The organism is Undibacterium sp. GW821-FHT07F11 (assembly GCF_059418665.1).
In genome coordinates, this window is record NZ_JBWKQH010000007.1 from 316,840 (window position 1) to 342,619 (window position 25,780).

The 25,780-nt window shown below is 52.4% G+C and carries 16 protein-coding genes; 10 read left to right on the plus strand and 6 right to left on the minus strand.

What is annotated here, in order from left to right:
* The first annotated feature begins 119 nt into the window (after nt 1-119).
* A complete protein-coding gene (locus tag AC07OI_RS19300; RefSeq protein WP_492701249.1) occupies nt 120-950 on the plus strand; it encodes a hypothetical protein in 831 nt (276 codons plus the stop codon).
* A 195-nt stretch (nt 951-1,145) separates the two neighbouring features.
* On the opposite strand, the gene AC07OI_RS19305 is transcribed toward AC07OI_RS19300, so the two are convergent.
* A complete protein-coding gene (locus AC07OI_RS19305) occupies nt 1,146-2,381 on the minus strand; it encodes a hypothetical protein (RefSeq protein WP_492701251.1) in 1,236 nt (411 codons plus the stop codon).
* 522 nt (nt 2,382-2,903) lie between these two features.
* Here AC07OI_RS19305 and AC07OI_RS19310 point away from each other — a divergent pair.
* Genes AC07OI_RS19310 through AC07OI_RS19325 form a run of 4 tightly spaced genes read left to right on the plus strand, consistent with a single transcriptional unit; the run spans nt 2,904 to nt 9,202 of the window.
* Nucleotides 2,904-3,341: a response regulator gene (locus AC07OI_RS19310; RefSeq protein WP_423009480.1), complete on the plus strand. Its 438-nt coding sequence runs from the start codon at nt 2,904-2,906 to the stop codon at nt 3,339-3,341.
* Nucleotides 3,342-3,350: 9 nt separating this feature from the next.
* Entirely contained in the window at nt 3,351-5,126 is a 1,776-nt protein-coding gene (locus AC07OI_RS19315; RefSeq protein ID WP_492701253.1) for a GGDEF/EAL domain-containing response regulator, read from the plus strand.
* Nucleotides 5,104-7,695, plus strand: coding sequence for a PAS domain S-box protein (locus AC07OI_RS19320; protein ID WP_495258357.1), 2,592 nt, complete (start codon nt 5,104-5,106; stop codon nt 7,693-7,695). The genes AC07OI_RS19315 and AC07OI_RS19320 overlap by 23 nt, the downstream gene beginning before the upstream one ends.
* Before the next feature lie 4 nt (nt 7,696-7,699).
* The gene (locus AC07OI_RS19325) at nt 7,700-9,202 is read left to right on the plus strand and encodes a sensor histidine kinase (protein ID WP_495258359.1); all 1,503 of its coding nucleotides are present in this window, start codon (nt 7,700-7,702) and stop codon (nt 9,200-9,202) included.
* Between the two features lie 148 nt (nt 9,203-9,350).
* Here the strand turns inward: AC07OI_RS19325 and AC07OI_RS19330 are convergent, their stop codons facing one another.
* Together AC07OI_RS19330 and AC07OI_RS19335 are read right to left on the minus strand one after the other, a co-directional pair.
* Nucleotides 9,351-10,955 (minus strand): M64 family metallopeptidase, encoded by a 1,605-nt coding sequence (locus tag AC07OI_RS19330; RefSeq protein ID WP_495258360.1) that lies wholly within the window; start codon nt 10,953-10,955, stop codon nt 9,351-9,353.
* Nucleotides 10,956-11,626: 671 nt separating this feature from the next.
* The gene (locus AC07OI_RS19335; RefSeq protein WP_495258361.1) at nt 11,627-13,972 is read right to left on the minus strand and encodes a putative bifunctional diguanylate cyclase/phosphodiesterase; all 2,346 of its coding nucleotides are present in this window, start codon (nt 13,970-13,972) and stop codon (nt 11,627-11,629) included.
* 407 nt (nt 13,973-14,379) lie between these two features.
* Between AC07OI_RS19335 and AC07OI_RS19340 the strand changes: the two genes are divergently transcribed.
* A complete protein-coding gene (locus AC07OI_RS19340; RefSeq protein WP_495258362.1) occupies nt 14,380-15,897 on the plus strand; it encodes a hypothetical protein in 1,518 nt (505 codons plus the stop codon).
* 168 nt (nt 15,898-16,065) lie between these two features.
* Here the strand turns inward: AC07OI_RS19340 and AC07OI_RS19345 are convergent, their stop codons facing one another.
* Nucleotides 16,066-17,739 (minus strand): methyl-accepting chemotaxis protein, encoded by a 1,674-nt coding sequence (locus tag AC07OI_RS19345; protein WP_495258363.1) that lies wholly within the window; start codon nt 17,737-17,739, stop codon nt 16,066-16,068.
* Nucleotides 17,740-18,232: 493 nt separating this feature from the next.
* Entirely contained in the window at nt 18,233-20,314 is a 2,082-nt protein-coding gene (gene fusA / locus AC07OI_RS19350) for an elongation factor G (protein ID WP_495258364.1), read from the minus strand.
* A gap of 653 nt (nt 20,315-20,967) precedes the next feature.
* Between fusA and AC07OI_RS19355 the strand changes: the two genes are divergently transcribed.
* The 3 genes from AC07OI_RS19355 to AC07OI_RS19365 all read left to right on the plus strand — a co-directional run bounded on the left by AC07OI_RS19355 (nt 20,968) and on the right by AC07OI_RS19365 (nt 22,642).
* Nucleotides 20,968-21,390 (plus strand): ankyrin repeat domain-containing protein, encoded by a 423-nt coding sequence (locus AC07OI_RS19355; protein ID WP_495258365.1) that lies wholly within the window; start codon nt 20,968-20,970, stop codon nt 21,388-21,390.
* 73 nt (nt 21,391-21,463) lie between these two features.
* The gene (locus AC07OI_RS19360; protein WP_495258366.1) at nt 21,464-21,751 is read left to right on the plus strand and encodes a hypothetical protein; all 288 of its coding nucleotides are present in this window, start codon (nt 21,464-21,466) and stop codon (nt 21,749-21,751) included.
* A gap of 114 nt (nt 21,752-21,865) precedes the next feature.
* Complete coding sequence (locus AC07OI_RS19365; protein WP_495258367.1) at nt 21,866-22,642, plus strand: hypothetical protein; 777 nt, start codon at nt 21,866-21,868, stop codon at nt 22,640-22,642.
* A gap of 64 nt (nt 22,643-22,706) precedes the next feature.
* Here the strand turns inward: AC07OI_RS19365 and AC07OI_RS19370 are convergent, their stop codons facing one another.
* Nucleotides 22,707-23,897 (minus strand): MFS transporter, encoded by a 1,191-nt coding sequence (locus AC07OI_RS19370; protein ID WP_495258368.1) that lies wholly within the window; start codon nt 23,895-23,897, stop codon nt 22,707-22,709.
* A gap of 107 nt (nt 23,898-24,004) precedes the next feature.
* Here AC07OI_RS19370 and AC07OI_RS19375 point away from each other — a divergent pair, with 107 nt between their 5' ends.
* Entirely contained in the window at nt 24,005-25,696 is a 1,692-nt protein-coding gene (locus AC07OI_RS19375; RefSeq protein ID WP_495258369.1) for an ABC transporter substrate-binding protein, read from the plus strand.
* Nucleotides 25,697-25,780 lie beyond the last annotated feature (84 nt).

Here is a 25,780-nt window from a genome sequence, read left to right on the forward strand (position 1 = left end):
AATACGCAAAGAAAGCTAAAAGTCATTCAAATGGACAAAGAACATTTAGTTTTTACTCCTTCGGAGCTAAATTTATTGACTTATGAAGAGGCATTAACTCTCACGAATGAAAGAATCTTATGATTGAAAAAGTTGGCCACATAAAGAATCCGCTTACGGTAATTGCTATCTTTGCAGCATTAGCAGAAGTGAGTGGAACTGTAGTTCTCCCCTTTCTAAATGCCACGACGCAAGAGCGCTATGTTTGGTTTCTGATGGGATTCCCACTATTTCTCGTGGCTATCTTTTTTTTCGTTCTTTATAAAAAAAATCACGTACTTTACGCGCCATCGGATTATAAAGACGATCAGACCTTCAGAGATATGCTCGTAGGTGCTTCCGTCGCAAAGGTCGACAAGATATTTGGCGAGATTGAGCAACCAGCCTCAGAGTCAAATGAGGAAACCACTTCATCGGCTTCTAATGGCACGCATCGAATCCCCGCTTCACCACTTACACCGTCCTCCGAGGCTTTAATTCGCGGTTTCCGTGGAGAAGGGCTTCTAGCTGAGGAATTGGTTCTCGCAAAATTTTCCAAAGATTTGGGCATGCGGTTTGAAAGAAACGTTGCTCTAAAAGATCAACCGAAGATCGTGTTTGATGGAGTGGCTATCTCGGCCTTGAAGGCAATTGTGTTAGAAGTTCGATTCACTCGTATGGGAGCAATCCCCATCACTTCACTTGAGGAATTTTTCGATCGAGCAAACAAATTCGCCAACGCACTTCCAGACAATCTAAAGGGAAATTTGGAATTCAACTATGTGATAGTGTCTGATCGAGAAGAAAAAGCGAATCAACTTGAAAGGACAATAAATCGCATCAACGAGCTTGCCCTAAATTACTCCTTCAGAACCAAAGTTCAGCTTTTCAAGCTTCAGGAGTTAGAGAGTGAGTTTCAAGTAGAACGCTAAACCAGCAGTAAGCGTGAGGAGGCGACTCTCAAATTGCAGCATTTGAATGGGTCTCAACTTTGACAATTCAATCTTCTCAACTAAAGGCAATTTTTAAAAAATTGCCTTTAGCAAGTCTGGGTACAACTGAAACATATGCAACTCAACGCTTTAGCTACAATAGCTTACACCTGCTGCTCAGCAAATCTTGGCTCATCACGAAACCCTCCCCAAACAAGCCCCCACCACAAACCAAGGCAAATGCAAACCCCCTTTGTGCAAAACAACACAAGCCATCCCACCTGCCGCAATACTTTCATAAACCTCACGCTCAACAGTCACATCATCCGCATGCCTTACTGGCCCCCAGGGGGCGAGTTGCAGGTGGTAGGAGGTGTGTTTGCCGTGGGAGATGTGCTTGCTTAACACTTGCACCTGGTAGGTTTCTGCGGCGGCGTGGTCAAGCTGGCTGTTGAGCAGGCCTGTTGCGCCGTAGCCGTAGGCGAAGGAGATTGCTGTGAATACCAGTATCATCATTGGTTTGCTGCGCAAGGGCCAATCGAGGTGCAGGGCCAGGGCGGTGAATGTGAGGCTGCAGGCGAGTGCCATTTGTAGTGCCGGGGTGTAGTTGACAAGGTTGAAATCTGTCACTGCGCGCATCATGAGGGCCAGGCCGGGCATGAAGATCATGATGGCGAGGTTGGGTTTGATGTCCTTGGTATTGCCGTCGATCTGGTAGACGCCTTTTGCGGTCTTCATGAGCAGCAGGGCTAGCCAGGGCATGACCAGCAACACCAGCATCAGTATTTGGTAAGACTGCGGGTAGATGATCATCCAGATGGATAGCACGAAGGCTGCGCCGTTGAGTAGATTGGCTCTCTTTTTTGCGGTGGCGAGTTTTTGCAGGCGTTCTTCTTTGTTGCTGCCAAGGTTGGTGTCGGCGGCAATTTCAGCTAGTGTTTTTTGCTGGTCTTGCAGGTCGAGGTCTGTGATGGTGCTCATCCATGCCTGGAAGGCGGCATCGATTTTGAGCATGCTGGGGACGTGGATTTTTTTCTCATGAGATTCTCGTGGGATGAGTTCTATCTCTTCCGGGGAATTGTTACGGCGCACCATGCGGCGACCATGCAATTGGGTGCGCAGCAGGCGGGTAGTGGCGGATATCTCCTGTATTTCTATGGCATCGCTGTGCAGCACTACTTTATACCTGAGGGTTTTGAGCAGCATGTACAAGCCCAGGGCACTAATAACCAGGCTCAAAACCAGCACGATCCACATCAGCATGCCCGCTTCACGCAACATGGCTACTTCCAGTACTGTGGCAGTCAAACCACCGACGATAAAGATAAATGCCAGCAAAGAAATTGAGACGCGCCAGATGGGCTTGATGCGATATTCGCGTGGGTAGGTGTATCTGTCTTGTAAAGGAAAGGGATATTTGTCTTCTGTCATGCTGCTTCCTGTGAATTCCGTAGTGGTATCAGAGCCTGCCTTGCTTGCCAGGATGGCAAAACTGAGGCTGATTGTATCGAATCCTTTGTTATTGCAAAACGGGAAATTTGACAGTGCTGGCAGCAATCCACTCCGCACAAATTTACAACCCTGAAAGCGGATATGTTTACCTGCCTGAATTCTTACATGACGAGGCATTTTCCTACATACAAAAAAAAACCGGAGGTGCATTATTACTTCACGGCAAAATCAACTCTAACCACAAAAGAGTCAACAAATGCAAATTAATCATATCAATATTGCAGCGATATAGACAATTGCATAATATAAATGTAAATTTGGTAATCATGATATATTTGCACTGGTTTGCAAGCAGGTAACCAGGGCTGGTTTCATAGGTAAATTGTGCTGCGGTGGGCTTGTTACACATACCGTCTTACAGATGTTATGTTACAAATTTCGCGTTGCAACAATGTTGCCTTAGAGTATTATTAATTATTGTGCGCAGGCGAAAGGTGTCAAATGAATGACAGCATTCCGCAAACCAGACCGGTCACTATCCTGGTCGTCGATGACGACGATGTTGATGTGCTGGGTATAGAGCGCGCACTGAAAAAACTCAAGATCGCCAACCCCATAGTACGTGCCCATGACGGCGTCGAAGCGCTGGAAATCTTGCGCTCGCCCGAGGGCTTGCCACGTCCCTATCTGATTTTGCTGGACATTAATATGCCGCGCATGAACGGGCAAGAGATGCTGGCAGAACTGCGGCAGGATAAAAACCTGTCGTCCGCAGTTGTATTCGTACTGACCACTTCACAGGATGACCAGGACAAGCTCATGGCTTATTCCAAACACGTGGCCGGTTATATCGTCAAACAGCATGTGGGTGATGGCTTCATGCGTGTGACTGAGATGCTCGACCATTACTGGCGGGTAGTTGAACTACCCGTCGCCTGAGGTGTAATCATGATGCTGACCGCTCCCCCACAAACCTCTACCCTTGATATCCTCATCATTGACGATGATGAAATCGACAGGCGCAATGTTATCCGTGCGCTGAAACAGGTTTCTGTCAGCGTAAAAATCGTTGAAGCCAATAATGCCCTGGATGGTTTGCTGAAAGCCAAGGAGACCCTGTTCGACGTTATCCTGCTCGATTATCGCCTGCCTGACCGTGACGGCATTGAAGTATTAAAAAGCCTGCGCCTGGATAAAACCCATCACACTGCCATCATCATGCTGACGCACCAGGAAGATGTGAGCCTGGCCGAGCAAGCCATAGAAGCCGGTGCGCAAGATTTTTTGCTGAAAGAAGAAGTCAATGCCCGCCGCCTGATGCGCGCCGTGCACCAGGCACGCCACCGCCACAAGCTCGAATCTGAACTCAGCCGCAGTTATAACCAGTTGCGCGAGCTGGCCGAACATGATGCCCTCACTGGCCTGGCCAACCGCTATGATTTTGAACGGGCGCTGGCCTTTGCCGTCAGCCGTGCCAAGCGTGAGAACCTGCATGGCAAGATGGCGGTGCTGCTGCTTGATCTTGACCGCTTCAAGAATGTGAATGACACCTATGGCCATGCGATTGGTGACCAGTTGCTCATCAAGGTAGCACGCCGCCTGGGCACCACCACGCGCGGCAGCGACTTGCTGGCGCGCCTGGGTGGTGATGAGTTTGTGGTGCTGGTGCAGGATATGGACAGGGTTGACCAGGCTATCTTGCTGGCCACCCGCGTGGTCGAGGCATTCAAGAAACCCATCGTGCTGGATGGCCTTGAATGGCACGTGACCATGAGCATAGGCATTGCCGTGTTTGGTTCTTGCGCCAACGATGCGACTGAACTCATGAAGTGTGCCGACATTGCCATGTACCGCGCCAAGCAGGAAGGCCGCAACCAGAGCCATTTTTATTCTGACCAGTTGCACCAGGCCGTGCGCCATCGCATGTACCTGGAACGTGATTTACGCCATGCCCTGCGCAATGAACAACTGCAAGTGTATTACCAGGCCAAGATCAATCCTTTCGATGGCAGCATAGGTGGCATGGAGGCGCTGCTGCGCTGGCACCACCCGGTAGAGGGTGTGCTGACGCCGGGCATCTTCCTGCCCATGGCTGAAGAACTGGGCCTGATGTTTGAAATAGACCAGTGGGTCATGCGCACGGCCTGCGCGCAGTTGCAGGAATGGCGTTCGCTGCCGTTCTTGCATGCACAAGACCTGACGATGGCGGTGAATGTATCAGCCATACAATTGCAGGGTGACAACCTGATCTATACCGTGGATGAAGCCTTGCGTACCAGTGGCCTGGACCCGCGTTATCTGGAGCTTGAGATCACCGAGAATGCCCTGATCCGTGACCCCAGCCATGTTGCCGCGATCTTGCACAAGCTGGTGGGGCGCGGGGTCAAACTGTCGCTGGATGATTTTGGTACTGGCTATTCATCCTTCGGGCATTTGAAGTTATTCCCTATCCATGTGCTGAAGATAGACCAGAGTTTTGTCGCCGGTGTCGGCAAGGGTGAGTCACAAGAACGGCTGCTGTCTGCCATGATCGCCTTTGCCCAGACCATGGAATTGTCGCTGGTGGCCGAGGGTGTAGAGACTGAGCGACAGGCACTGTTTTGTGCTGAACGTGGTTGTGAACTTTTGCAGGGCTTTTTGTACTCACGCCCTATTCCATCGAGTGAATTTGAAGATCGCTACCTGACCGGAAGCTTCCGCCATGACCCCATCGGACCGCAATGAAGCAGATAGCAATCACCAGTCAGATTACGTGAATGAACAGCATGCTCTGCTGGCTGCCATTGTCAATTCGTCTGACGATGCAATCATAGGCAGCGACCTCTGCGGCAATATCCTGAGCTGGAACCATGCGGCAGAAATCCTGTTTGGTTATAGCGCCACGGCGATCTACCAGCGCCCTTTTGCCAGCCTCTTCCCCGCCGGACAATTACCTGACCATCTCTCGCTGATCAAGCTCATGCAGCAAGGCGCTTCGATAGGCCATTTTGAAACCATGCGGCGCTGTCAGGATGGGACTGAGTTACCAGTAGCATTGACCATTTCTGCCATGCGTGACGAGGGCGACAATATCATCGGCCTGTCGCTGATTGCGCGTGACTTTAGCGTCGGTTACCGCATGGCTGCCCGTCTGACGCAAAGCGAACGCCATTTCCGCCAGGTGGTGGATGCCGCACCGAACGCCATGGTGATGATAGACCGTCGCGGCCTCATCGAAATGGTGAATTCGCAGACCGAAACCATCTTTGGTTATACCCGCACAGAACTGCTCGGCAAGCCTCTGGAAATTTTAATCCCGTCACGCTTCCAGCGCCATCACCCCAGTCTGCGCACCGGTTATTTTGCCAACCCTGTCAGCCGCGTCATGGGCCAGGGGCGTGAGCTGTATGGGCTGCGCAAGGATGGCACAGAATTCCCGGTAGAGATAGGCCTGAACCCGATAGAAACAGCTGATGGCATCAAGGTCTTGTCTGCCATCGTTGACATCACTGAACGCAAGCGCCAGGAAGAACGCTTCCGTCTCGTGGTGGAAGCCGCGCCGAATGCCATGGTGATGATAGACAACCAGGGCATGATAGAAATGGTGAACACCCAGACTGAAGAAATCTTTGGCTATGAACGCGAAGAATTACTGGGCCAACCCATGGAAATTTTGATACCTGAGCGCTTTCGCCACCACCATCCCGGATTACGCACGCATTTTTTTTCTCAACCCAGCAGCCGCAGCATGGGCACAGGACGTGACCTGTTTGGCTTGCGCAAGGATGGTACAGAATTCCCGGTGGAGATAGGCCTGAACCCGATAGAAACTGCGGATGGTCTCAAAGTCTTGTCTTCCATTGTTGATATCAGCGAACGCAAGCGCCTGGAAGAACGCTTCCGTCTCGTGGTGGAAGCAGCGCCGAATGCCATGGTGATGATAGACAGCCAGGGCATGATAGAAATGGTGAATGCCCAGACCGAAGAAATCTTTGGCTATGAGCGCGAAGAATTGCTGGGCCAGCCTATGGAAGTATTGATACCGGCACGCTTCCGTGCCCATCACCCCGGTTTGCGCACACATTTTTTTGCCCACCCCAGCAGTCGTACCATGGGTTCTGGCCGCGACCTGTTTGGCTTACGCAAGGACGGTACAGAATTCCCGGTAGAGATAGGCCTGAACCCGATAGAAACTGCCGACGGCCTCAAGGTCTTGTCCGCCATTGTCGATATCAGCGAACGCAAGCGCCAGGAAGAACGCTTCCGCCTCGTGGTGGAAGCCGCGCCCAATGCCATGGTCATGATAGACAGCCGTGGCATGATAGAAATGGTCAATGCCCAAACCGAGCACCTGTTTGGTTACCAGCGGGCAGAATTGCTGGGCCAGCCTATGGAAGTACTCATCCCTGCCCGCTTCCGGCCACAGCATCCTGGCTTGCGCACCGGCTATTTTTCCAGCCCCAGCACCCGCGCCATGGGCACAGGCCGCGACCTGTTTGGCTTGCGCAAGGACGGCAGCGAATTCCAGATTGAAATTGGTCTCAACCCCATACAAACTGCCGATGGCTTGAAAGTGCTGTCTGCCATTGTCGATATCTCGGAACGCAAACGCTTCACCGATGAGCTGTCGAGGCGCAACCAGGAATTGAACAATTTTGCCTATGTCGCCTCGCATGATCTCAAGTCGCCTTTACGAGGCGTTGATCAACTGGCTACCTGGCTGACAGAAGACCTCGCTGGCAAGATCGATGACGACACCAATGAACACCTGCGCCTGATGCGCGTACGCATCAAACGCATGGAAAGGCTGCTGGATGATTTGCTGCTCTACTTCCGCGCCGGGCAACTGGGTGGCACGGTAGAGCACATCGACTTTGCCGACCTGGTACGCGATGTGTTTGACCTGTGCTGCCCTGACCAGTCTTTCAGCCTGGAATTGCAAGGCGATTTCCCGCGCTGCCATACCCACAAGGTGCCGCTGGAACTGGTGTTCCGCAATCTCATCAGCAATGCCATCAAACATCACGATACCAAACGCGGCTGCATCGCGATCCACTCCATCCCGAATGAACAGTGGCTGGAATTTGCGGTCTGTGACGATGGCCCCGGCATCGCGGCTGAACACAATGACCGCGTCTTCGCCATGTTTCAGACCCTGCGCCCGCGTGATGAAGTCGAAGGCAGCGGCATGGGCCTGGCCATCATCAAAAAAACCATAGAATCATTGGGTGGCAACATCAAGCTGAGCGCCAACCAGCCACGCGGTGCCATGTTCAAATTCACCTGGCCACGCAATACGGCAGAGGCGCTTTAAGATTATGGCCAATACCAACGCAAATACCGGCACAGATACCAGCACAGATACCGGCAACCACGATGCGCCGCTTTCATTATTAGCCGCCATCGTTAACTCATCCGACGATGCCATCATAGGCAGTGACCTGAATGGCCGCATCATCAGTTGGAACCATGCCGCCAGCACCTTGTTCGGGCATGCACATGATGTTATTTTTGGCCAGCCGTTTGAATCGCTCTTCCCTGCCGGGCAATTACCTGATCATGTCGCCCTGACACAGCTGCTGCAGCAAAACAGTGCCATAGGTCAGTTCGAAACCATGGGCAGGCGTGCCGATGGCAGCGAGATACCGGTGTCACTGACCATCTCAGCCATACGCGATGCCAGCGGCAATATCTTTGGTCTGTCGCTGAGCGCACGCGACTTCAGCAATGGCTACAAAATGGCTGCCCGCCTGACGCAAAGCGAAAGACATTTTCGCCAGGTCGTGAATGCCGCCCCCAATGCCATGATACTGGTGGGCAGCAATGGCCTGATAGAAATGGTGAATGGCCGCGCCGAACAATTGTTTGGCTATACCCGCACAGAACTCATGGGCCAGCCACTGGACATGCTGGTGCCCGAACGTTTTCGTGAACAAAATCCCGGCCTGCCTGCCACTTACTTTGCCCAGCAAGAAGCAGCTACCATTGCCAAGGCCAGTGAGCTGTATGCCCTGCGCAAGGACGGTACAGAATTCCCGGTTGAAGTGGGCCTCAATCCCATCGACACTGCTGATGGTGTCAAGACCCTGTCGGCCATAGTCGATATGTCGGAACGCAAACGCTTTACCGACGAACTCTCGCGCCGCAATCAGGAACTGAAAGATTTTGCCTATGTCGCTTCGCATGATTTAAAAGCGCCACTACGGGGCGTCAACCAGTTGGCCACCTGGATCACTGAAGACCTGGAAGGCCAGATCAATGAAGAAACCACCGAACACCTGCACCTTATGCGCGTGCGCATCAGCCGCATGGAAAAACTGCTCGATGATTTATTGCTCTACTTCCGCGCCGACAACCTGGGTGGTGGCACAGAATGCATAGACTTTGCCGAGATGGTGCGCGATGTCTTTGAGCTGTGCTGCAACAATCCCTCGTTTGCGCTGGAGTTGCAAGGGACTTTCCCCAAAGACCATACCCACAAGGTGGCCCTTGAACTGGTCTTGCGCAACCTCATCAACAATGCCATCAAACACCATGACAAAGCCAGCGGCCACATCATCGTGCGTTCACTCCCTTCCCCTGACGAACAATATTACCTCTTCGAAGTCGCCGACGACGGCCCCGGCATCGCCCCCGAACATTACGAACGCGTGTTCGCCATGTTCCAGACCCTGCGCCCCCGCGACGAAGTAGAAGGCAGCGGCATGGGCCTGGCTGTCATCAAGAAAACCATAGAGTCACTCGGCGGCGGCATCAGCCTTGCCGCCAACCAGCCACGCGGGGCGGCGTTCAGGTTTAGCTGGCCAAAGGTGATGGGATAGCTTGGCTGCCATGACTCTCGTTTTTATCCCGCCGACGGTACGCGATCCATAACAAACCCAACGCGCCCTACACACTGCTCACGGTACTCCCACTTCAATCCAGAACAGGCGCTTTGCCCGACAAAAGCGCAAAACGCCCGCATAGCCACTACTTGGGTGGGAAGGTGTAAGTCACCGTGTAATTCCCACTGCCAGAATACGATTTGACCTGCACATAGTAATAGCCCGTCGCGCCTGCATAGCTGATAGATTCGGTCGATGAACTGCCTTCGCTGCTGGCTACCTTGACCCAGGCGCTGCCCGAATATTTATACAGGTAAAGGTCAAAGTCGGTGCCTGCCGGGCCGCTCAACTGTACGCTATAGGTGCCATTGCCTGCCTGGACATAGCCAGGTGATGCACTGGGCGCATTGGCCGTGGCGCCGTTGGCCAGGTTGCCGGTCTGGGTGACTGGGCCGCCCGTTGGTGTGTACGAAGCAAACACTGTCCTGGCCAGGCCTTCGTTGACTGCGTGCCATGGATAGCCAAGCGTGCGCATGCGCGAATTTTCTGTAGGGCGGTATTTCCCGGTCTTGCAATATTGCGCTCCCTGGAATGTGCCTACCGTCCCGTTGGGATACTGCCCCAGGCCAGTTGGTACCGCAGTGGCAGACGAGATCAATCCACCCCATTTGACATTGCGCGTGCCGTTCAGTGATACATCACCTGAGGTCGGCTCAGCGCTCAGGCTGCAGGTGCCATAGTCATATTCGTCAGCCAGGGCAAAGGCGGTGTGGCCTATCTCATGCAGGGCAATTTCCACTGACTGGGCATGCATGGACAAGGTCGCTATCTCGCCACCAGAACCGCCATAGCGGGTGGAGTTGGACACCACCACGATGACATCGCGCTGGTCAGGTGCCAGTACCGAACCAACGATGTTGTAGACCTTGGTCGAGTTAACGCAGAGCAGGCGATCAATGTTATAGCAATAGAAGTTGCCATCCATGGCGGTGTCGCGGTAGATGCCTCTGTCCGGCTCGTCCACTCCCGATTGATTGCTGGCGATATCGACGCGGTGCACGTTCATGCTGGCCCGGTTGGCTGCAAACAAGGGGTCGTTCATGAAGCCATCAATGACTTTCTGCGCGTCAGTGTGCCATTTACTCATCTCGGCAGCCGTGTAGCCGTCACCGACAAAGACAATATCCATGCGCGCATTGGCCGGGCCGTTATTGATGATGGTGGTGGCAGTCGCGGCAGGTGGCGGGGCCTGCATGCGTTCTACCTGGCTGCTACGCAGGATTTTCTCCAGTGAGGAGCGGCCAAATACCACTGGCTGCGGCGGTGGCAGCGCCATACGTGCATCGCCTGCGGCTTGCTGCTGGATTTCTATACTGGCGATCTTCTCATCAAAAGGCATGGAAACCTCAAAGACACCGTCGGCTTGTCTGACTTGCTGTGACACGTCAATGGCACCGGTCCTGGGGTCGAATACTTCAACATGTCGCTGCTGGGCGTTACGCACCAGCACTTCATGGATGACCGTCCCTTGTGCATTTTTGGCGATGACACGCCATTTTTCACTTTGGCCACCGTCTGCCAAACTGGGCGTGAGGGCAAATTCGCCAAGCTCGGCATGAACCGGCGTAAAGCTCGTACCCTGCCTGCCATCGCTGTAAGCGACGCGTAGGGAAATATTCCCCGCATAGGCCGTACTGATTTGAAACACTGAAATTGCAACGGACATCAAAATAAGTTTGAATGAATTCATATTGTCTCCGAATAAAATTAGGTGAATATCTGAACTGTCGATGCTGCTAATGCTAATGCTGTTGACTAAGGAAGAGCCTCCCCCGATGTTAGAGAGCAGTTGATGGAAGATGTTATCGGGGCAGTCGCTGCGCGTGATACTGGCAGCTGGAGATCAGTATAGTAAAATAAATATATTAAACAAATATTAGTGTAAGCAAATGTGAATAAGCTGGATGGATGCAGGCGAACCGGGCCAGCCAATTCTGACATTGTCTATATTCGTTACTGATTTAAAATTCAAAAAAATTGAGATGACCCTAACCCAATTCAAGGTCATCCCAGCGCAGGCTGGGACCCATCTGCGCAAAGTCCGGTTACATGGAATAACCAGCAACTTGCAGGGTGCACCATGCAAGTTGCTATTGCCATGTTCACAGCTGCAGTTAGCAAAGGCCCGGTCGTAGGGCGCACGGATACGATTAGCAGAGTTCTATCTGACGTTAATGCGGCGTACACCATGTTCACAATGTTCGAGCGCATGGCTTTGAATACAATGGATTCCTGCCTGCGCAGGAATGACGATAGAGAGGGCATCCAAATAAGTAGATGGCACAGTTTGCCCAGACTTATGTAACCATAAGCGCAGGCAAAATTAGATAGTCGCCTGCAAACTGTGTTTGAGAATACCCACTAGGCATTGCCCAACAACGGCAACTCCAGTCCCCTCCCATACACCCTTATCAACTCGTCGACAGGCTTGGGGCGGCTCAGCACAAAACCCTGTATTAGCGTATCCCCAAACTGCCGCAAGAAGGCAAGCTGGTTGTCGGTTTCTACGCCTTCTGCAATGACATTCAGGCGCAGGTTACGGCCCAGTTCTATGATGGTGCGGACGATGGCGCGGTCTTCGCTTTGTTGTGGCAGGCCCTTGATGAAGGAGCGGTCTATCTTCATTGATGAGATGGGCAGGTTTTTTAAGTGGGCGAGTGAGGAATAGCCCATGCCAAAATCGTCAAGGCTGATGCCAAAGCCCAGCCGCCGCAGCATGCTCATGATGGGGATGACATGGTCGGGCTGGTGCATGAGCATGCTTTCTGTCAGCTCCAGGCAAAGGTGATGGGGCTTGATGCCGGATTTGTCGACGATGGCGCGCAATTCATCCGGCAAGCTGCTGGAGGTGAATTCAGAGGCGGCCATGTTGACATGCACTTTCAGGTTCTCAAAACCGCAACGGTGCAAATGTGCCAGGTCGTGGCATGCGCGGTGCACGACCCAGTTACCAATCTGGATGATGAGGCGGCTTTCTTCGGCAATAGGGATGAAGACATCAGGCCGCACGATGTCACCATTGGCGCGACGCCAGCGTATCAGGGCCTCTATCGCATGGATCTGGCCGTTGCCAGCGAAGATGGGCTGGTATTCGAGATACAAGCCTTCATCCGTAATGGCCTGATGCAATTCGGCTTCCATGGTCAGGCGCTGGGCCAGGTCAGATTGTTGCACCGCCAGCGTATACGAGGTGCTGCTGGAAAAATAGCTCATGGCATTGCGGCCATTTTTTTTGATGCGGTACATGGCAGTATCTGCGCCACGCAATAGCTCAGGGCCGGTCAAGCCGTTTTCAGGATAGATGCTGATACCTATGCTGGCCGAGACGGTAATTTCATGGCCATTGAACATGAAAGGTAATTGCGCAGCATGCAGCACTTGCTTGACCAGGCTATCAAGCTGTTCAATAAATGGCATGCCGGAGCCATCGGGTTGGTACAGTATCGCAAACTCATCACCGCCCAGCCTCCCGACCAGTTTGCCAGGTATAGACAGTGCCAGCACTCGTTGCGAAAAGCCGCGCAAGACCACATTGCCAGCTTCATGACCAAAGGCATCATTGACAGGTTTGAAGCGATCAAGGTCAATAAAAATCAAGCCAAATACCGTGCCATTGGCGGCGCTTCTTTTACAGGCGGCATCCAGTATCTGATAAAAATGGCTGCGGTTGGCCAGCTCAGTCAGGCCATCGATTTGCGCCAACTGGCGTATAGTTTCTTGCTGCTCCAGCCTTTGCGCCGTTTGCGCGATCAGTGCGCCTATGGTGGCCGACAGGGTCGGTAATTGCGCTTCGCTCTGACGTGTCAGGCGGCTATAAAATTCCAGCACACCGGGGCAATGACGATCACCTTCATCGGTGATATACGCCACCGGGAAGATATAGCCAGAACGCAACTGGCACAGGGCCGCGCTTTTATTGCGTAAAAAATCTTCATCGCTGTTCATGTTTTCGACCCAGCGTGGCTCGCCCTGCTGCCACACCTGCCCTACCAAACCAGTACCCGGGCGCACTTGCAGGGCCTGGCTTTCTTGCGTGAACAAACTCAATGTCTCTTGCTGAGCATGCCAATAATTTTGCAGCTTCAGTTGACTATCCTCAAGCGTATCTGTCTCAACAGTCCAATACGCGCCCCAATCCCAGCCCAGGTTCTCACATACCAGTTGTATGACCTTGGTGACGGCGACTCCGATGGAATCCGCTCCGACAAACAATCTGGTTGTTTCAAAACTCAGGCGCTCACGCATGGCTGCGTGCTTGGCTGTCGTAATATCTGTCAGGATGCCTTCGCAAATGCCAGATGCACCAGACTCAGGCACTTGCGCTGGCGGCAGGGATTGCAGACGCAACCAGCGCAGTCCGCTGCCTTCATTGAAAATACGGAACTCATACTCTATCTGTACCCGCCCGGCAGCCGCATTGTGCAGCATGGCATGCAGTTGCAACAAGTCATCCATGAGCACTTTGGTAAACCCGGCTCCCAGCGCGGCATGCCAGCCAGACGCCACACCCAGCATATTCGCCGCAACCATGGAAAACACAATCTCATCACTAGCAGCGTGATACCACCACCGTCCAAAAGCTGCCGCCTGCTCGACCGCATCCATACTTGCTGTTTGCACAAGCAAGGCACGCAGTTCAGGTGTGCGGCAGTGTTCTACATATTCTGGCAAGAATAAAGCATGGGATAGAGAGATGGATTCATGCATGGCGTGAAATACTTCCAGATATGCAATGGGAATATTTATAGCCAGCAATTTTTGTACCAGTCAATTCGGCAGAAATGCTGGTCTTTGGTGCATACTCAGATGCAGTTGGGGTCTGACCGGAAGGAACTCTTGCCTGATTGCGTGCGCACGGACGAATTTGCACCATCAAAGTACTTTGCACGGGCTCTCAATATAGACCAGATATGCGCAGGCATACGCTGGCCTCACGCCAGGTACTTGACATCTTGTCACCCTCTTGCAAATGTACTTGTCAGTTTTGTGTATTGCTTCCATACAAGATGCGGGTTAAAGTTAAAACGATAGAAAATTGACATGTGCTAGAAGATCTTCCATAGTCTTCTATTTCTTCTGTTCACAACTGCAAACCACACTCATCTGGACCTTCCATGAAATACCTGAGCGCTGACATCCTGTTCAAAGAAGAAACTGCAGCAAGCCACTTTTTTACCACCATAGAGCCGCATCTGAAAGCAGATGCATGGACACTCAACAAATCACTGGCGCGCTTACAGCTTTCACCAGCCATCCCCGCAGATTATTTTGAATTTTCCATCGACGCCTTCAAACAGTTTCGCAATGTCATCAATATCGAATTTTATTCTGGCACACGGGATGAATACGAAGAAATCATCAAGGCAATTTTTGCTGCAGGCGCGCACTTGCTCAAGTTGCGTGTGCGGGCAGATGAGTATAATGAAACCGAACGCTACGCCGCAGGCAAACGCATCAAGAAAATCAAGGAATTTGACAAAGAATTTGAAGGTCTGGTCATCCCCGATGTGAATCTTGAATTCACCCGTTCCATAGGCAAATACAACTTCAAAAAAGCCCTGAACCTGCTTGACCAGATAGACCTGAGCAGAATAGTCTTTGAAGAAGAACACCTGCTGGCACTGGTCGATGACGTGCCGTCCAGCGAACTCGTGCTGGCCCTGATCACACGCGGTGCCTTCCCTGAGAACCGCCTGATCCGCGAAGAGACACCTCTCTTCACATTTGTTGCCACCATGGGCAGCACCGCCGTATTGCAAGCTTTTTTTGAATTGGGTTTTGATCCCTACCAGGCCGACAGCAGTGGACACACTGTCTTGCACGCCGTGCTGTGTTCAAGCAAACCAGGCAGCATAGACGCCGCCCGTTATGTGGCAGAGCAATGTGCCGCCAAGCTCAATCCGGTAGGTGAAGATGGCAGCCCCTTGTGGGAAGCGTATTACCAGCAACTGAATATGGCGGGTGCAAAATATTTCCGCCAGCTCGGCGCACAATCGATAGCACCAGCAGGGTTCTATGATGAACTATCGCATGAAGAAATCATCATTGAAGCAGCCAGCCACGGCGACCTGGATACACTCAAGGTGCATTTCATTGAAGCCGATTACGACATTGCTGTGCGCAAAGCCATCTACAGCCAGGCACTGGAAATGCTGCAATGGCTGGACAGCATCAAGAAAATCGACTGGTTGAGCGTCGTAAAAACCGACCAGTTCGATGATGCTTTCCCGCGCGAAGTCTTGTTGTTTGAAACACCCTTCATATTCAACAGCGGCGACAACGTGGACCTCGATTTCTATGCAATGATTATCGACGCTGTCGCCCACCATTCCCCTGCCCTGGACGTCATCGCCGTCTATCTGGCAGGCTTTAACGGCAGCAACAAACTATTGCGCAAACTGGGCAAACTAGGTACGCGCTTTGCTCTCGCTCAGATAGAACATGGTGAGCAAGAATACCCACTATTCAAAGCCGCCCTCGGCGGCCACCTCAATAACATCAACGCTTTGCTGGAAATGGGTGCTGTTGTACCGACCTATGAAGATGAGACATTTGGGGAATTCGCATTGCGCAGTATTGACAAAAGCAAAGCGGCAGAGGCAAAGGCGCTGTTTGCCAAGTATGGGGTGTGAGTTGGGTAGCAGATGAGACCTGATGTTGGAGGTTGATTTTTTTTACCAGACCATTTTCATTCCCGACAGATTTTTAGATACATTCAATCGATAGCATCTAAGTCTCCGGCCACATCGTCGAAGTCGCTCAAGTAATCCGTCTGCTCAATACCGCATCCCCTTTCAATTTCAGGCTGCGCGCAACTGCAGTTGCCTGATCCTGCCACTCACTGCCTTGCCCTCCTTGTTTCTGCTTGCAGGAATGATATTGGCAGCACTTCCCTGACGACTTGACAAGCCGGTATCATTGAGCTTGAAGACACTGATCGCCTGTTGCAAATGCCTGGTCTCTTCAGCCAGGCTATTGGCGGATGCGGCGGCTTCTTCGACCATAGCGGCATTTTTTTGGGTCAGTTCGTCCATCTGGGTAATGGCCTGGTTCATTTGCTCTACACCGTCGCTCTGTTCACGGCTGGCATTGCTGATTTCATGAATAAGACCGGCCACACTCTGCACAGATGTCACAAGTTGCGACATGATTCTGGTTGTTTCTTCAACCAGTTTATTGCCAGCACCAACTTTGCTCATGGAATCGCCAATGAGTGTCTTGATCTCTTTTGCTGCTCCGGCAGAACGCTGGGCAAGATTGCGCACCTCGCTGGCGACAACTGCAAAGCCGCGCCCCTGTTCGCCTGCACGCGCCGCTTCTACTGCCGCATTCAGGGCAAGTATATTGGTCTGGAATGCGATGCCATCGATCAGGCTGATAATGTTCTCTATGCTTTTTGCCGAGTTGCTGATTTCATGCATGGTGGTACCGACTTTGTTGACCATGTCACCACCTTGCTTTGCGACGCTGGAAGCTGCTTCGGCGAGCTGACTTGCCTGCGTGGAGCTGTCTGAATTTTGTTTGATGGTGGATGCAAACTCTTCCATGCTGGCGGCAGTTTCTTCCAGATTGGAAGCCTGAGCTTCTGTGCGGTTAGACAAGTCGAGATTGCCGTCGGCGATTTCCCTGCTGCCACGAGTGATGGAATTGACATTGGTCCGGACATCACCAATGATAGAAACAAGGTTGATATTCATTTGCCGCATGGCTTGCATCAACTGCCCCATCTCACTATCATCCCCTTTGGGAACTGGCGTAGTCAAGTCACCACCTGCCATGGTGCGTGCCGCAAGAATGGCTTGTTGCAATGGCTTAATGTAAGCACGATGAATAGCAAAGCCGTTCCATGCGATCAGCACGCTTGCAAGGCTCAAGACCAGCATATCCAGCATTTGAAAACCTGAGCGCATGAATTGCGCAATGCTGCCAGCGGCGACGACAGCAAAGATGGCTAACATGCCCAAGGTAATTTTGGCAACACCTGACAACTCCAGCGCACGATGCAAGCGCCCCATGAAGCCTGTCCTGACAAGCTTCCCATGATGCAATTTCATACTGCCAGTCTTGTCTTCACGCATGCGCTGGTAGAGTTTTTCGGCATCGGCAATCTCGGCACGGCTGGGCTTGGTCCTGACGGACATATAACCAACTACCTGATTCTTTTCGATGACGGGCGTTACATTGGCGCGCACCCAATAATGGTCACCATTCTTGCAACGGTTCTTGACCATGCCATCCCATTGTCGCCCTTCTTTGATCGAGCCCCACAGATCAGCAAAGGCTTGCACCGGCATATCGGGATGGCGTACCAGATTATGCGGCGAACCTATCAGCTCGTGCTCTGCAAAGCCGCTAATTTCGATAAAGGTGGGATTGCAATATTCGATATTGCCCTTGAGGTCAGTTTTAGAAACGATGGATTGACCATCCTTGACTTCAACTTCATTCCCGCTGACTGGTTGATTGATACGCATAAGACTGGGCCTTTCAAAAATTTCATGCACATGAAGTTGCGAGAGTGGAAATGAATCCATCAGAAATCTGAATCAAATCTGTATGCGTGCCAAGTCTGGGTCTATCAAAAATTACACCTGATTTATTTTTGGGAGTTGATGAAGATCAAGATACGTTTGCGTTGCCCAATCCTGTAAGCCCCCGTTTAAGCAATCATGGCACAAGCGAAATGACATATATTGATCTGCGGCAATATTTTTATGCGGCTTCATGAATCTGTACAGCCGCGACAATGACATCCGGGCACTTGCACTTTTACCGCGCTCAGGTTAGCGTCTTGTCATCGTAGATATGTGAGCTAGTTGTACGAGGAAGACTCATATGCAGTGACAAGCAAAATCTTAAAGAAAAAGCCAGAGCACCCGCCCTGGCTTTTCTCATCCTACCTTGCAGACAACAGGCAAACCAAACTTCAATCCACTCGTCATCCACCTTCAATACAACTTACACGCCTTACACAAACGACGCCTCATTCACATCACAAGCCGCATGGCGTGCATAGATTGCACTGGCAAACGCCCTGCCCTGTGACAAAGAACGCAGGTCGGTCGTGTGACCGAACAGCTTGGTCAAAGGTACATCGGCCACCACTTCAACACGGCCTGTGTTTTCTGTGATGCCCAATACGCGGCCACTGCGTCTTTGCAAGTCACCGATGACATCGCCGGTGTTGATGGCGGGTGCATCGACGGTGACTTTCATGACGGGTTCGAGCAAGACCGGGTTAGCCTTGCGCAAGCCTGTCAGCACCGCTTCTTTGGCGGCGATGATGAAAGCCATTTCGTTACTGTCAACGGCATGGAAATCACCATCAAGCAAAGTGACTTTGACGCCTGTCACTTTTTGCCCCAGCGGGCCTTGTTGCAGGGCCTGCTGTACACCTTTTTCTACCGCCGGAATAAACGCCACCGGTATCGCGCCGCCTTTGACGACATTGGCGAAAGCAAATTCACCTGCATCGGCTGCCAGCAACTCCAGTCGCAAGACCACGCGGGCATACATACCCGTACCGCCGGTTTGCTTGCTGATCTTGCCTTCTGCTTCGACCACAGGCAGGCCCATGGTTTCTTTGTAGGCCACATGCGGCGCGCCGACACGTATGTCCACCGCAGCTTCACGGCGGGCACGTTCCAACACCACATCCAGATGCAATTCGCCCATGCCCCACAGAATCGTCTCACCTGTATCGGCATTGCTTTCCAGGCGCAAAGACGGGTCTTCACGGCGGAACTTGTCCAGCACGGCCAGCATCTTGGCACGGTCAGTACCACTGCCTGGTTCAACTGCCAGCGCCACCACCGGTTCACCGGCGTGGATGGTTTCCAGCGTCCACGGCTGCGCCTTGCTGGTCAAAGTCTGCCCTGTCAGCGCGTCTTTCAGGTTGGCGATGGCGATGATACTACCCGCGCCAGACTGCGTGGTACTGGTACGTTCATCCGCGTGCACGACATACAGACGGCCTATGCGCACAGAGCTGTCCAGGCTGGCATTCCAGATGGTTTCACCTTCATGCAAGCTGCCACCATAAATACGCACAAACGCCAGCGAGCCATGTTCATCATGCGTCACCTTGAACACCAGCGCTGCCAGGGGATCAGTATCACCAGTGCCAACTGTCACGCTATTGCCATGCAAGTTGGCAACAGGTGCGGCGCGGTCATCAGGCGCAGGCAGCCAGTCAATCACGGCATCAAGCAACGGTTCTATACCTGCATTTTTATACGCAGAACCGGCCAGCATGGGCGTGGCTTTTCTGGCCAGAGTCAAAGCGCGCAAACCTTGCAGAATCTCTGCATGGCTGAGCGTGTCGTTCGCCAGATAAGCATCCGTCAATGCATCACTTGCTTCTGCCGCGACCGAGGCTGCATACACATAGGCAGCCTGCGCTTGCGCCTGCAGTTCTGCTGGTATTGCTGTTACCGTCATATTGCCCTTGGCATCCCATTGCAGCAAACGCTGTTGCAGGACATCGATGACGCCACCGAATTCATCCGCCGCACCAACAGGTATCGCCAGCGGCACAGGGCGCGCACCCAGGTGCTTGCGCACTTGTTCTGTCACGCGGGCAAAGTCGGCACCCGTCTGGTCCATCTTGTTGACGAAGATGATCATGGGCACGCCATGTTTTTCGGCCTGATGCCAGACAGTCTCAGTTTGCGGCTGCACGCCAGCCACGCCGGACAAGACAGTGATAGCACCGTCAAGCACGCGCAGCGAACGTTCAACTTCAATCGCAAAGTCAATGTGGCCGGGTGTATCAATCAGCGTGAACTCATGGCCATTCCAGACGCAACGGGTCGCCGCTGCACCGATGGTGATGCCGCGTTCTTTTTCCAGTGCCATGGTGTCCATGGTGGCATTGCCTTCATGGACTTCGCCAGTACGGTGGATTTCGCCGGTTTTAAACAGGATGCGTTCAGACAGCGTGGTCTTGCCAGCGTCTATGTGCGCGATGATGCCAAAGTTGCGCCAGAATTGACGTGAAGGATGAGCAGATGCCTTGTTGGAAGCGGCACGGGGTGTGGTGTTCGTCATGATGGTACTTTCTACATAGCGAGCGGTCGTGGGTTGTCTTGGTGACAGCGCCGCGGGGCCATGCGACCACCCTCATTTCAGTGGACCCGCGCGCGTTCTACATCTGCTGACTTCATGTTATATGGCTCCTCAATAAGAGAGTATGTTGGTTCAAAGTGCTGACTAAAGTGGTGCTGAGTTTTTGGATATCAAGGGCAAAAACAGAGCGCCGGAAACAAAGTACTGGAAAACAAAAAAGGCCCTTGTGGGCCTTTTTTGTTTTCTGATGCTATCTGATCAGAGTTTCAACGGGCACACATCAGCGGCCCCGGGATGTCGTCTGACATGCCGGGAGGGCGGAGGTAAAAAAGAGTATGCTCAGTGTTTTCATCTTTATAGAATAATCCTGTTTTTATCAGTTGTCAAATGGGTCTATACTGCTCACGTCACAAAAAAAGCAGGTACAGAAATGCCATCCTCATAGGTAAATCCCCTGCATTTCTAGTTTGACCAGTACGCCGATAATAAAATTTAATCGATCTGATATAAACTATCAATCACCACGATGCGCTACAGATTTTGAACGTGGAATTCAGCGATCTCACCTGTTTTACCGCCGGAGATGCATACGTCCGGCAAGTACCAGCATAAATCCAATAATGATCTCAAACTACATGGCGGGACACCCAGGAAAAGACTATGGCTATGACCGCTTGATGGAAGCGGTACGCTACACCCCACATCTGGTGCGGGAAATGATTAACAGTGAACCAGAATTATTAAACTGCAAGAACTATTCTGGCGAAACTGTCATGCACTGGTTTGTCGTGGAAAACGACATCGAAATTGTTGAGTTACTCAGCTCTTGCAGTGGCATGGTATCCGATTACGCATTGACCGAGGCATGCAGTTTAGGGCATGTCGATATGGTCTACTTATTATTGGGCATTGGTGTGGTTCCAAATATGACATCCTGCAAAGCACAAATAAATCTTGGCTTCAATATGCCAAGAAAAACCTTGATCAAACTCCGGCGTGCATTCAACCGGTATGGGTATAAGCTTGATTGGCCCTTGGCCGGAAAGCTGACATTCTGAAACTGGTCACTTCTTTAGTCAAAGACGGTGCGTTATAACGCACCCTACACACTGAATCTAAGTAAGGAATGTTATGTATTCACGCCGTGCAATTTTCATGTTTTCTGTTTCTGTAAAAACCTCAGAAAGACTCGCTCTGTTAAGTCAATTTGCGAAAGTGTGTGAAGATGCGCACCCACGAAAAGACGAACAGTACCCTGTTGCGCTGACTGTTGATAGAAATGGGGAGTGTATTTATGATGCATGGAACCCTGCCAATTGGGAAGCAGCTCACAAGTTTCTCAAAAGAGCAGAGCGCGACCAAATCATCCTGATTCACTACCCGAAAACAACACCAGAAGAAATGGCAAAGCTAGACTAATTCTCAGCAAAGCGTCGCCAACAACGGGCATGAACTTCATCGTACGCATTTGAGCAAGAGAATGAAAATAGCAACGACAAGCTACCGATTAATTAATTTCTATGGAACCGTATTGTGAACTACCAAGAATTTAAGAAGACCTACTTCAAAACCTTGACGAGTCGTATGGCAGAGCTGGGGTTTATCAAAGGGAAAAACGATACGCCAACATACTGGTGTTATCCGTGTGAAGACAAACGGCTTGTTTGGGTTGTTTGCTTTAATTTCTCAGGCAGAGGAAATCCGTACTTTGATATCCTGATTGAGCCATATTGGATGGGATACAAACTTTTGTCTGATGACCCATTCCCTCGCTGTGTTGGGTACGCGGCAGGACTAGGAAAAGCAGGTGTCAAAAGATCTTCATCTTCGTGGGATGCAGAAGAAAATCAATTTGAGCTTGCGATAGACACTATCGCCACGCATGGCATGCAATTCTTTAGCCAGTATGACTCCCCGCAATCCTTGTTATCAAAACAGCCGCGGGGAATTTTGGCGTTTGATTTAGGCGATTATAAACTAGCTTACGAGCTTTTTTTTCGCGAACTCATCAATCTGTATATTGCTGACTATACCCATACAGCTTGCTCAAAAGCGGGGCAACTAATGCATAAAGAAGATTTGCAGCGTACTGAAGCATTTTTTTGTGAAACCGCACAGTTTTTGTCAAAAGAAAGCGAAACCACTCAGCGTTTACTTCACGCCAAAGGCGAAGCAGCAAGAAGGATGATCAATACCCTGCGTAATCAGCTCAAGCAAGACCCCAGGTCCCGCTGGATCAAAAGTACACTCAAGACTTGCGAAGATCAAGTACTTGCCAGTGGCTTACTCATCCCAAAACCAGTGCCATAGTGGTGCAGATTCTCAAAGAAACGGTCAGTGAGTCATTGCCAATCAGCTTGTCCAAGGCTCTCCCCTACTCCACCCCATAAACCGCCGACACCCGCGTCCCCAGCACCAGTAAAAAATGCGTGACCGCACAGGCACTCAATATCCAGGCCAGTGGCAAATCACCCACCAGTGCCCCAGACAACACCAGGCTCACCGGCATCAGCAGTTTGAATAGCGAACCTGTCAGGCCGGATATCCGCCCTATGTAGCGGCTGTCTGTGCTTTCCTGGCGATAGCCCCAGATGCATACATTGCCGATGACGGTGCAAAAACTGTTGATGGCCAGCGCCAGCAATAGCAAAGGTATGCTGCTGCCCCAGGCCAGCAAGAGCATGGAGCAAGCCTCGACACCCAGTTCCAGCGCCAGCAGGCGGCCCAGGCCGAAGCGCTGGCGCAGGCGGCTGGCGACCAGGCCGCCGATGACGCCACCTGTGCCTGCCACGCCATACATGAGGCCGACTTCGGCTGCACCCAGTTGCAACTGGTCACGGGCGCGGAATAAAAAGAGTACATCCACCACGCCCGCGCTGCCATTGATGACGACCACCAGCCAGGCCAGGTGCCACAGGGGTTTGTTGGCGACCAATACGCGCCAGCCATCGCGCCATTCACTCCAGTAGTTGTCGGCATCCGGCTTGCGCACCGGCAGTTGCAAGTCCCTGAGCAACCAGGCGGCCAGCAGCATGGCAAGCATGGGCAACCACAGGCCAAGGTCCATGCGTATGGAAATCACTGCACCAGCCAGTGCCGGGCCAAGAATGCTGAACACCTGGCTTAGAACCGTCAGATGCCCGGTGGCGGGTAACAGCATTTGTTCTGGCAACATTTCCTTGAGCATGCCCATGCGGCAGATCGCATACACATAATGCAGGGTCATGAGCAGGAAGGCAGTAATAAAGAAAAATGACAGCGCTCTAGCGCCATGGTCCAGCAACACCGCCTGCATGCCGGTCAGCACGACGATGCCGACGATGGCAAAACGTGCCCAGCGGCCACGGTCTATGCGGTCTACCCAGACGCCAATGAACATCGCCAGCAGCAGGTTGGGCAGCAATTCAACCGCGCGCATGCCCGTCATGACCCCGGCTGATTGCGTCAACTGGTAGAGTATCAGCGGCATGGCGAGCTGGTAAATTTGCGTGCCAAGTGAAAAGCTGATGGTCGATGCATACAGGCGGCGAAAGCTGGCGTGCTGCCAAAGCGAGGGAGTGGACATGAAAGTATGCAAGCAAGGTTGAACAGTGCCACTAGCGTATATCAAAGGCGGAAGGAAAAAAACGGATAGAATCAGGTATTTCTTTCCTCCTTTATTATTGCACCAAGATGCGACTGCTTGATCACTTCCAGCGTCTGGCCGAATGGTACCCCAGCGCCGATGCGCCCGACCTGGCCCAGATCGCCACCGCCCTGTGCTGCAGCGAACGCAATGCCCGCTTGCTGCTCAAGCGCATGCAAGAGCAAGACTGGATAGACTGGCAGCCAGGCAACGGGCGCGGCCACCGCTCAAGTCTGATCCTGTTGCAAGACCACGAAAGCCTGCGCCTGCAAAGGCTGCATCACTTGCTGGCTGACGGCAAACTGGAAGCCGCCTTTGATGGCTTGCCCAGTGCGGGGCGTGAGCGCCTCAAGCAATCGCTGCCTGGTTATCTTGGCAGTGGCCGCGCTGGCACTTTGCGCATGCCCTTCTATCGCCCCCTGCATGCGCTAGATGCCATTCACATCAACCGCCGTACTGAACAGCACATCATCATGCAGATTTGCGCTGGCCTGACGGAATATGACCGAACCAGCGAACAGATCATCCCTGCACTGGCGCACAGATGGGATGCCAGTGCCGATGGCAGTAGCTGGGAATTTGTCTTGCGGCCCGGCCTGCAATTCCACGATGGCCGCCCTGTGCGTGCCGAGGACGTGGTCTATTCACTGCAACGCGCCCGCGATAGCGATGGCCCCTACCGCGCCATGTTTGCTCACCTCGTCTGCATCAGTGGCACTGAGCGTAGCGTGAAGCTGCAACTCAACAAGCCTGATCATTTGTTGCTGCATCTGCTGGCCCATCATGCCGCCGTGATCGTGCCTGCGGATGATGCCCAGGGCGCAGATTTCGCCACGCTGCCCATAGGTGCCGGGCCATTCAGGCTCATGCGCAATAATGAACACAGGGCGACGCTGGCGGCTTTTGATGGCTATTTTCGCGAACGCGCACTGCTTGATGAAATCGATTTATGGGTAGTACCACACGGCAGCCCCTTGCCTGAAGTTGACCTGCACCTCGCACATGCATCGCCCGATCAAATACCCGCGCCTGATGATAGCTGGTCACGGATACGTGCCCTCGAACAAGGCTGTGACCTGGTGATGCTGAACCCAGCACGCACAGAATTTGCCACGCCTACCGCCCGCCTTGCCATCGGTGCCTGGCTACGCCCCGCTGCGGCTGAACTGGCTGCGAAAGAAACCCGCCCCATGGCTTTTGGCATGCTGCCTCAGTGGAATCACTTACCTGAACAATCGACGACAACAGCACCAGCATTGCCAGGCCACTTAGACGTAGTGACCTACGAACTCGACAGCCACATCGCGCTGACGCATTGCGTGGCAGCCAGGCTGCGCGAGGCAGGGGCAGATGTCACCATCCACATCCTGCCCTTCCCAGAATTTGGCCCCTATGGCTGGCGAGACTGGGCTGACGTGGTGATTGCCGGTGACGTGCTCGACAACGATATGGAATTTGGCCTGTATAGCTGGCTGGCCGGAGAGTCACTGGTCAAGCAAATGATGGATGCAGCAGAACGAAACTGGCTAGCAAAAGCCAGTATAAAAATCGCCGCTGAAGCAAACGCGGAAAAACGTGCCAGCCTCATCGAAGCCTGCTTCGCCCGCATGGTAAAACAAGCCTGGATACTGCCCATGCGCCACACCCGCCACGGCATAGATTATGGTCCGCAACTGGGCGGCGTCACTCTGGCACGCTGTGGCTGGATGGATTTTCGCAAGCTGTGGTTGCGGCCTTGACTATTCTGCCGGCAAGTGTCTCTCAAAATTTCGTCATTCATAAACGGTGCGTTGCAACGCAAGCTACACAGTAATCCATGCGCC

Excerpts from the sequence above, each read along its gene's own strand:
- AC07OI_RS19300 (WP_492701249.1), top strand. The coding sequence starts at position 120 with ATGATTGAAAAAGTTGGCCACATAAAGAATCCGCTTACGGTAATTGCT.
- AC07OI_RS19305 (WP_492701251.1), bottom strand. The coding sequence starts at position 2,381 with ATGACAGAAGACAAATATCCCTTTCCTTTACAAGACAGATACACCTAC.
- AC07OI_RS19310 (WP_423009480.1), top strand. The coding sequence starts at position 2,904 with ATGAATGACAGCATTCCGCAAACCAGACCGGTCACTATCCTGGTCGTC.
- AC07OI_RS19315 (WP_492701253.1), top strand. The coding sequence starts at position 3,351 with ATGATGCTGACCGCTCCCCCACAAACCTCTACCCTTGATATCCTCATC.
- AC07OI_RS19320 (WP_495258357.1), top strand. The coding sequence starts at position 5,104 with ATGACCCCATCGGACCGCAATGAAGCAGATAGCAATCACCAGTCAGAT.
- AC07OI_RS19325 (WP_495258359.1), top strand. The coding sequence starts at position 7,700 with ATGGCCAATACCAACGCAAATACCGGCACAGATACCAGCACAGATACC.
- AC07OI_RS19330 (WP_495258360.1), bottom strand. The coding sequence starts at position 10,955 with ATGAATTCATTCAAACTTATTTTGATGTCCGTTGCAATTTCAGTGTTT.
- AC07OI_RS19335 (WP_495258361.1), bottom strand. The coding sequence starts at position 13,972 with ATGCATGAATCCATCTCTCTATCCCATGCTTTATTCTTGCCAGAATAT.
- AC07OI_RS19340 (WP_495258362.1), top strand. The coding sequence starts at position 14,380 with ATGAAATACCTGAGCGCTGACATCCTGTTCAAAGAAGAAACTGCAGCA.
- AC07OI_RS19345 (WP_495258363.1), bottom strand. The coding sequence starts at position 17,739 with ATGCGTATCAATCAACCAGTCAGCGGGAATGAAGTTGAAGTCAAGGAT.
- fusA (WP_495258364.1), bottom strand. The coding sequence starts at position 20,314 with ATGACGAACACCACACCCCGTGCCGCTTCCAACAAGGCATCTGCTCAT.
- AC07OI_RS19355 (WP_495258365.1), top strand. The coding sequence starts at position 20,968 with ATGGCGGGACACCCAGGAAAAGACTATGGCTATGACCGCTTGATGGAA.
- AC07OI_RS19360 (WP_495258366.1), top strand. The coding sequence starts at position 21,464 with ATGTATTCACGCCGTGCAATTTTCATGTTTTCTGTTTCTGTAAAAACC.
- AC07OI_RS19370 (WP_495258368.1), bottom strand. The coding sequence starts at position 23,897 with ATGTCCACTCCCTCGCTTTGGCAGCACGCCAGCTTTCGCCGCCTGTAT.
- AC07OI_RS19375 (WP_495258369.1), top strand. The coding sequence starts at position 24,005 with ATGCGACTGCTTGATCACTTCCAGCGTCTGGCCGAATGGTACCCCAGC.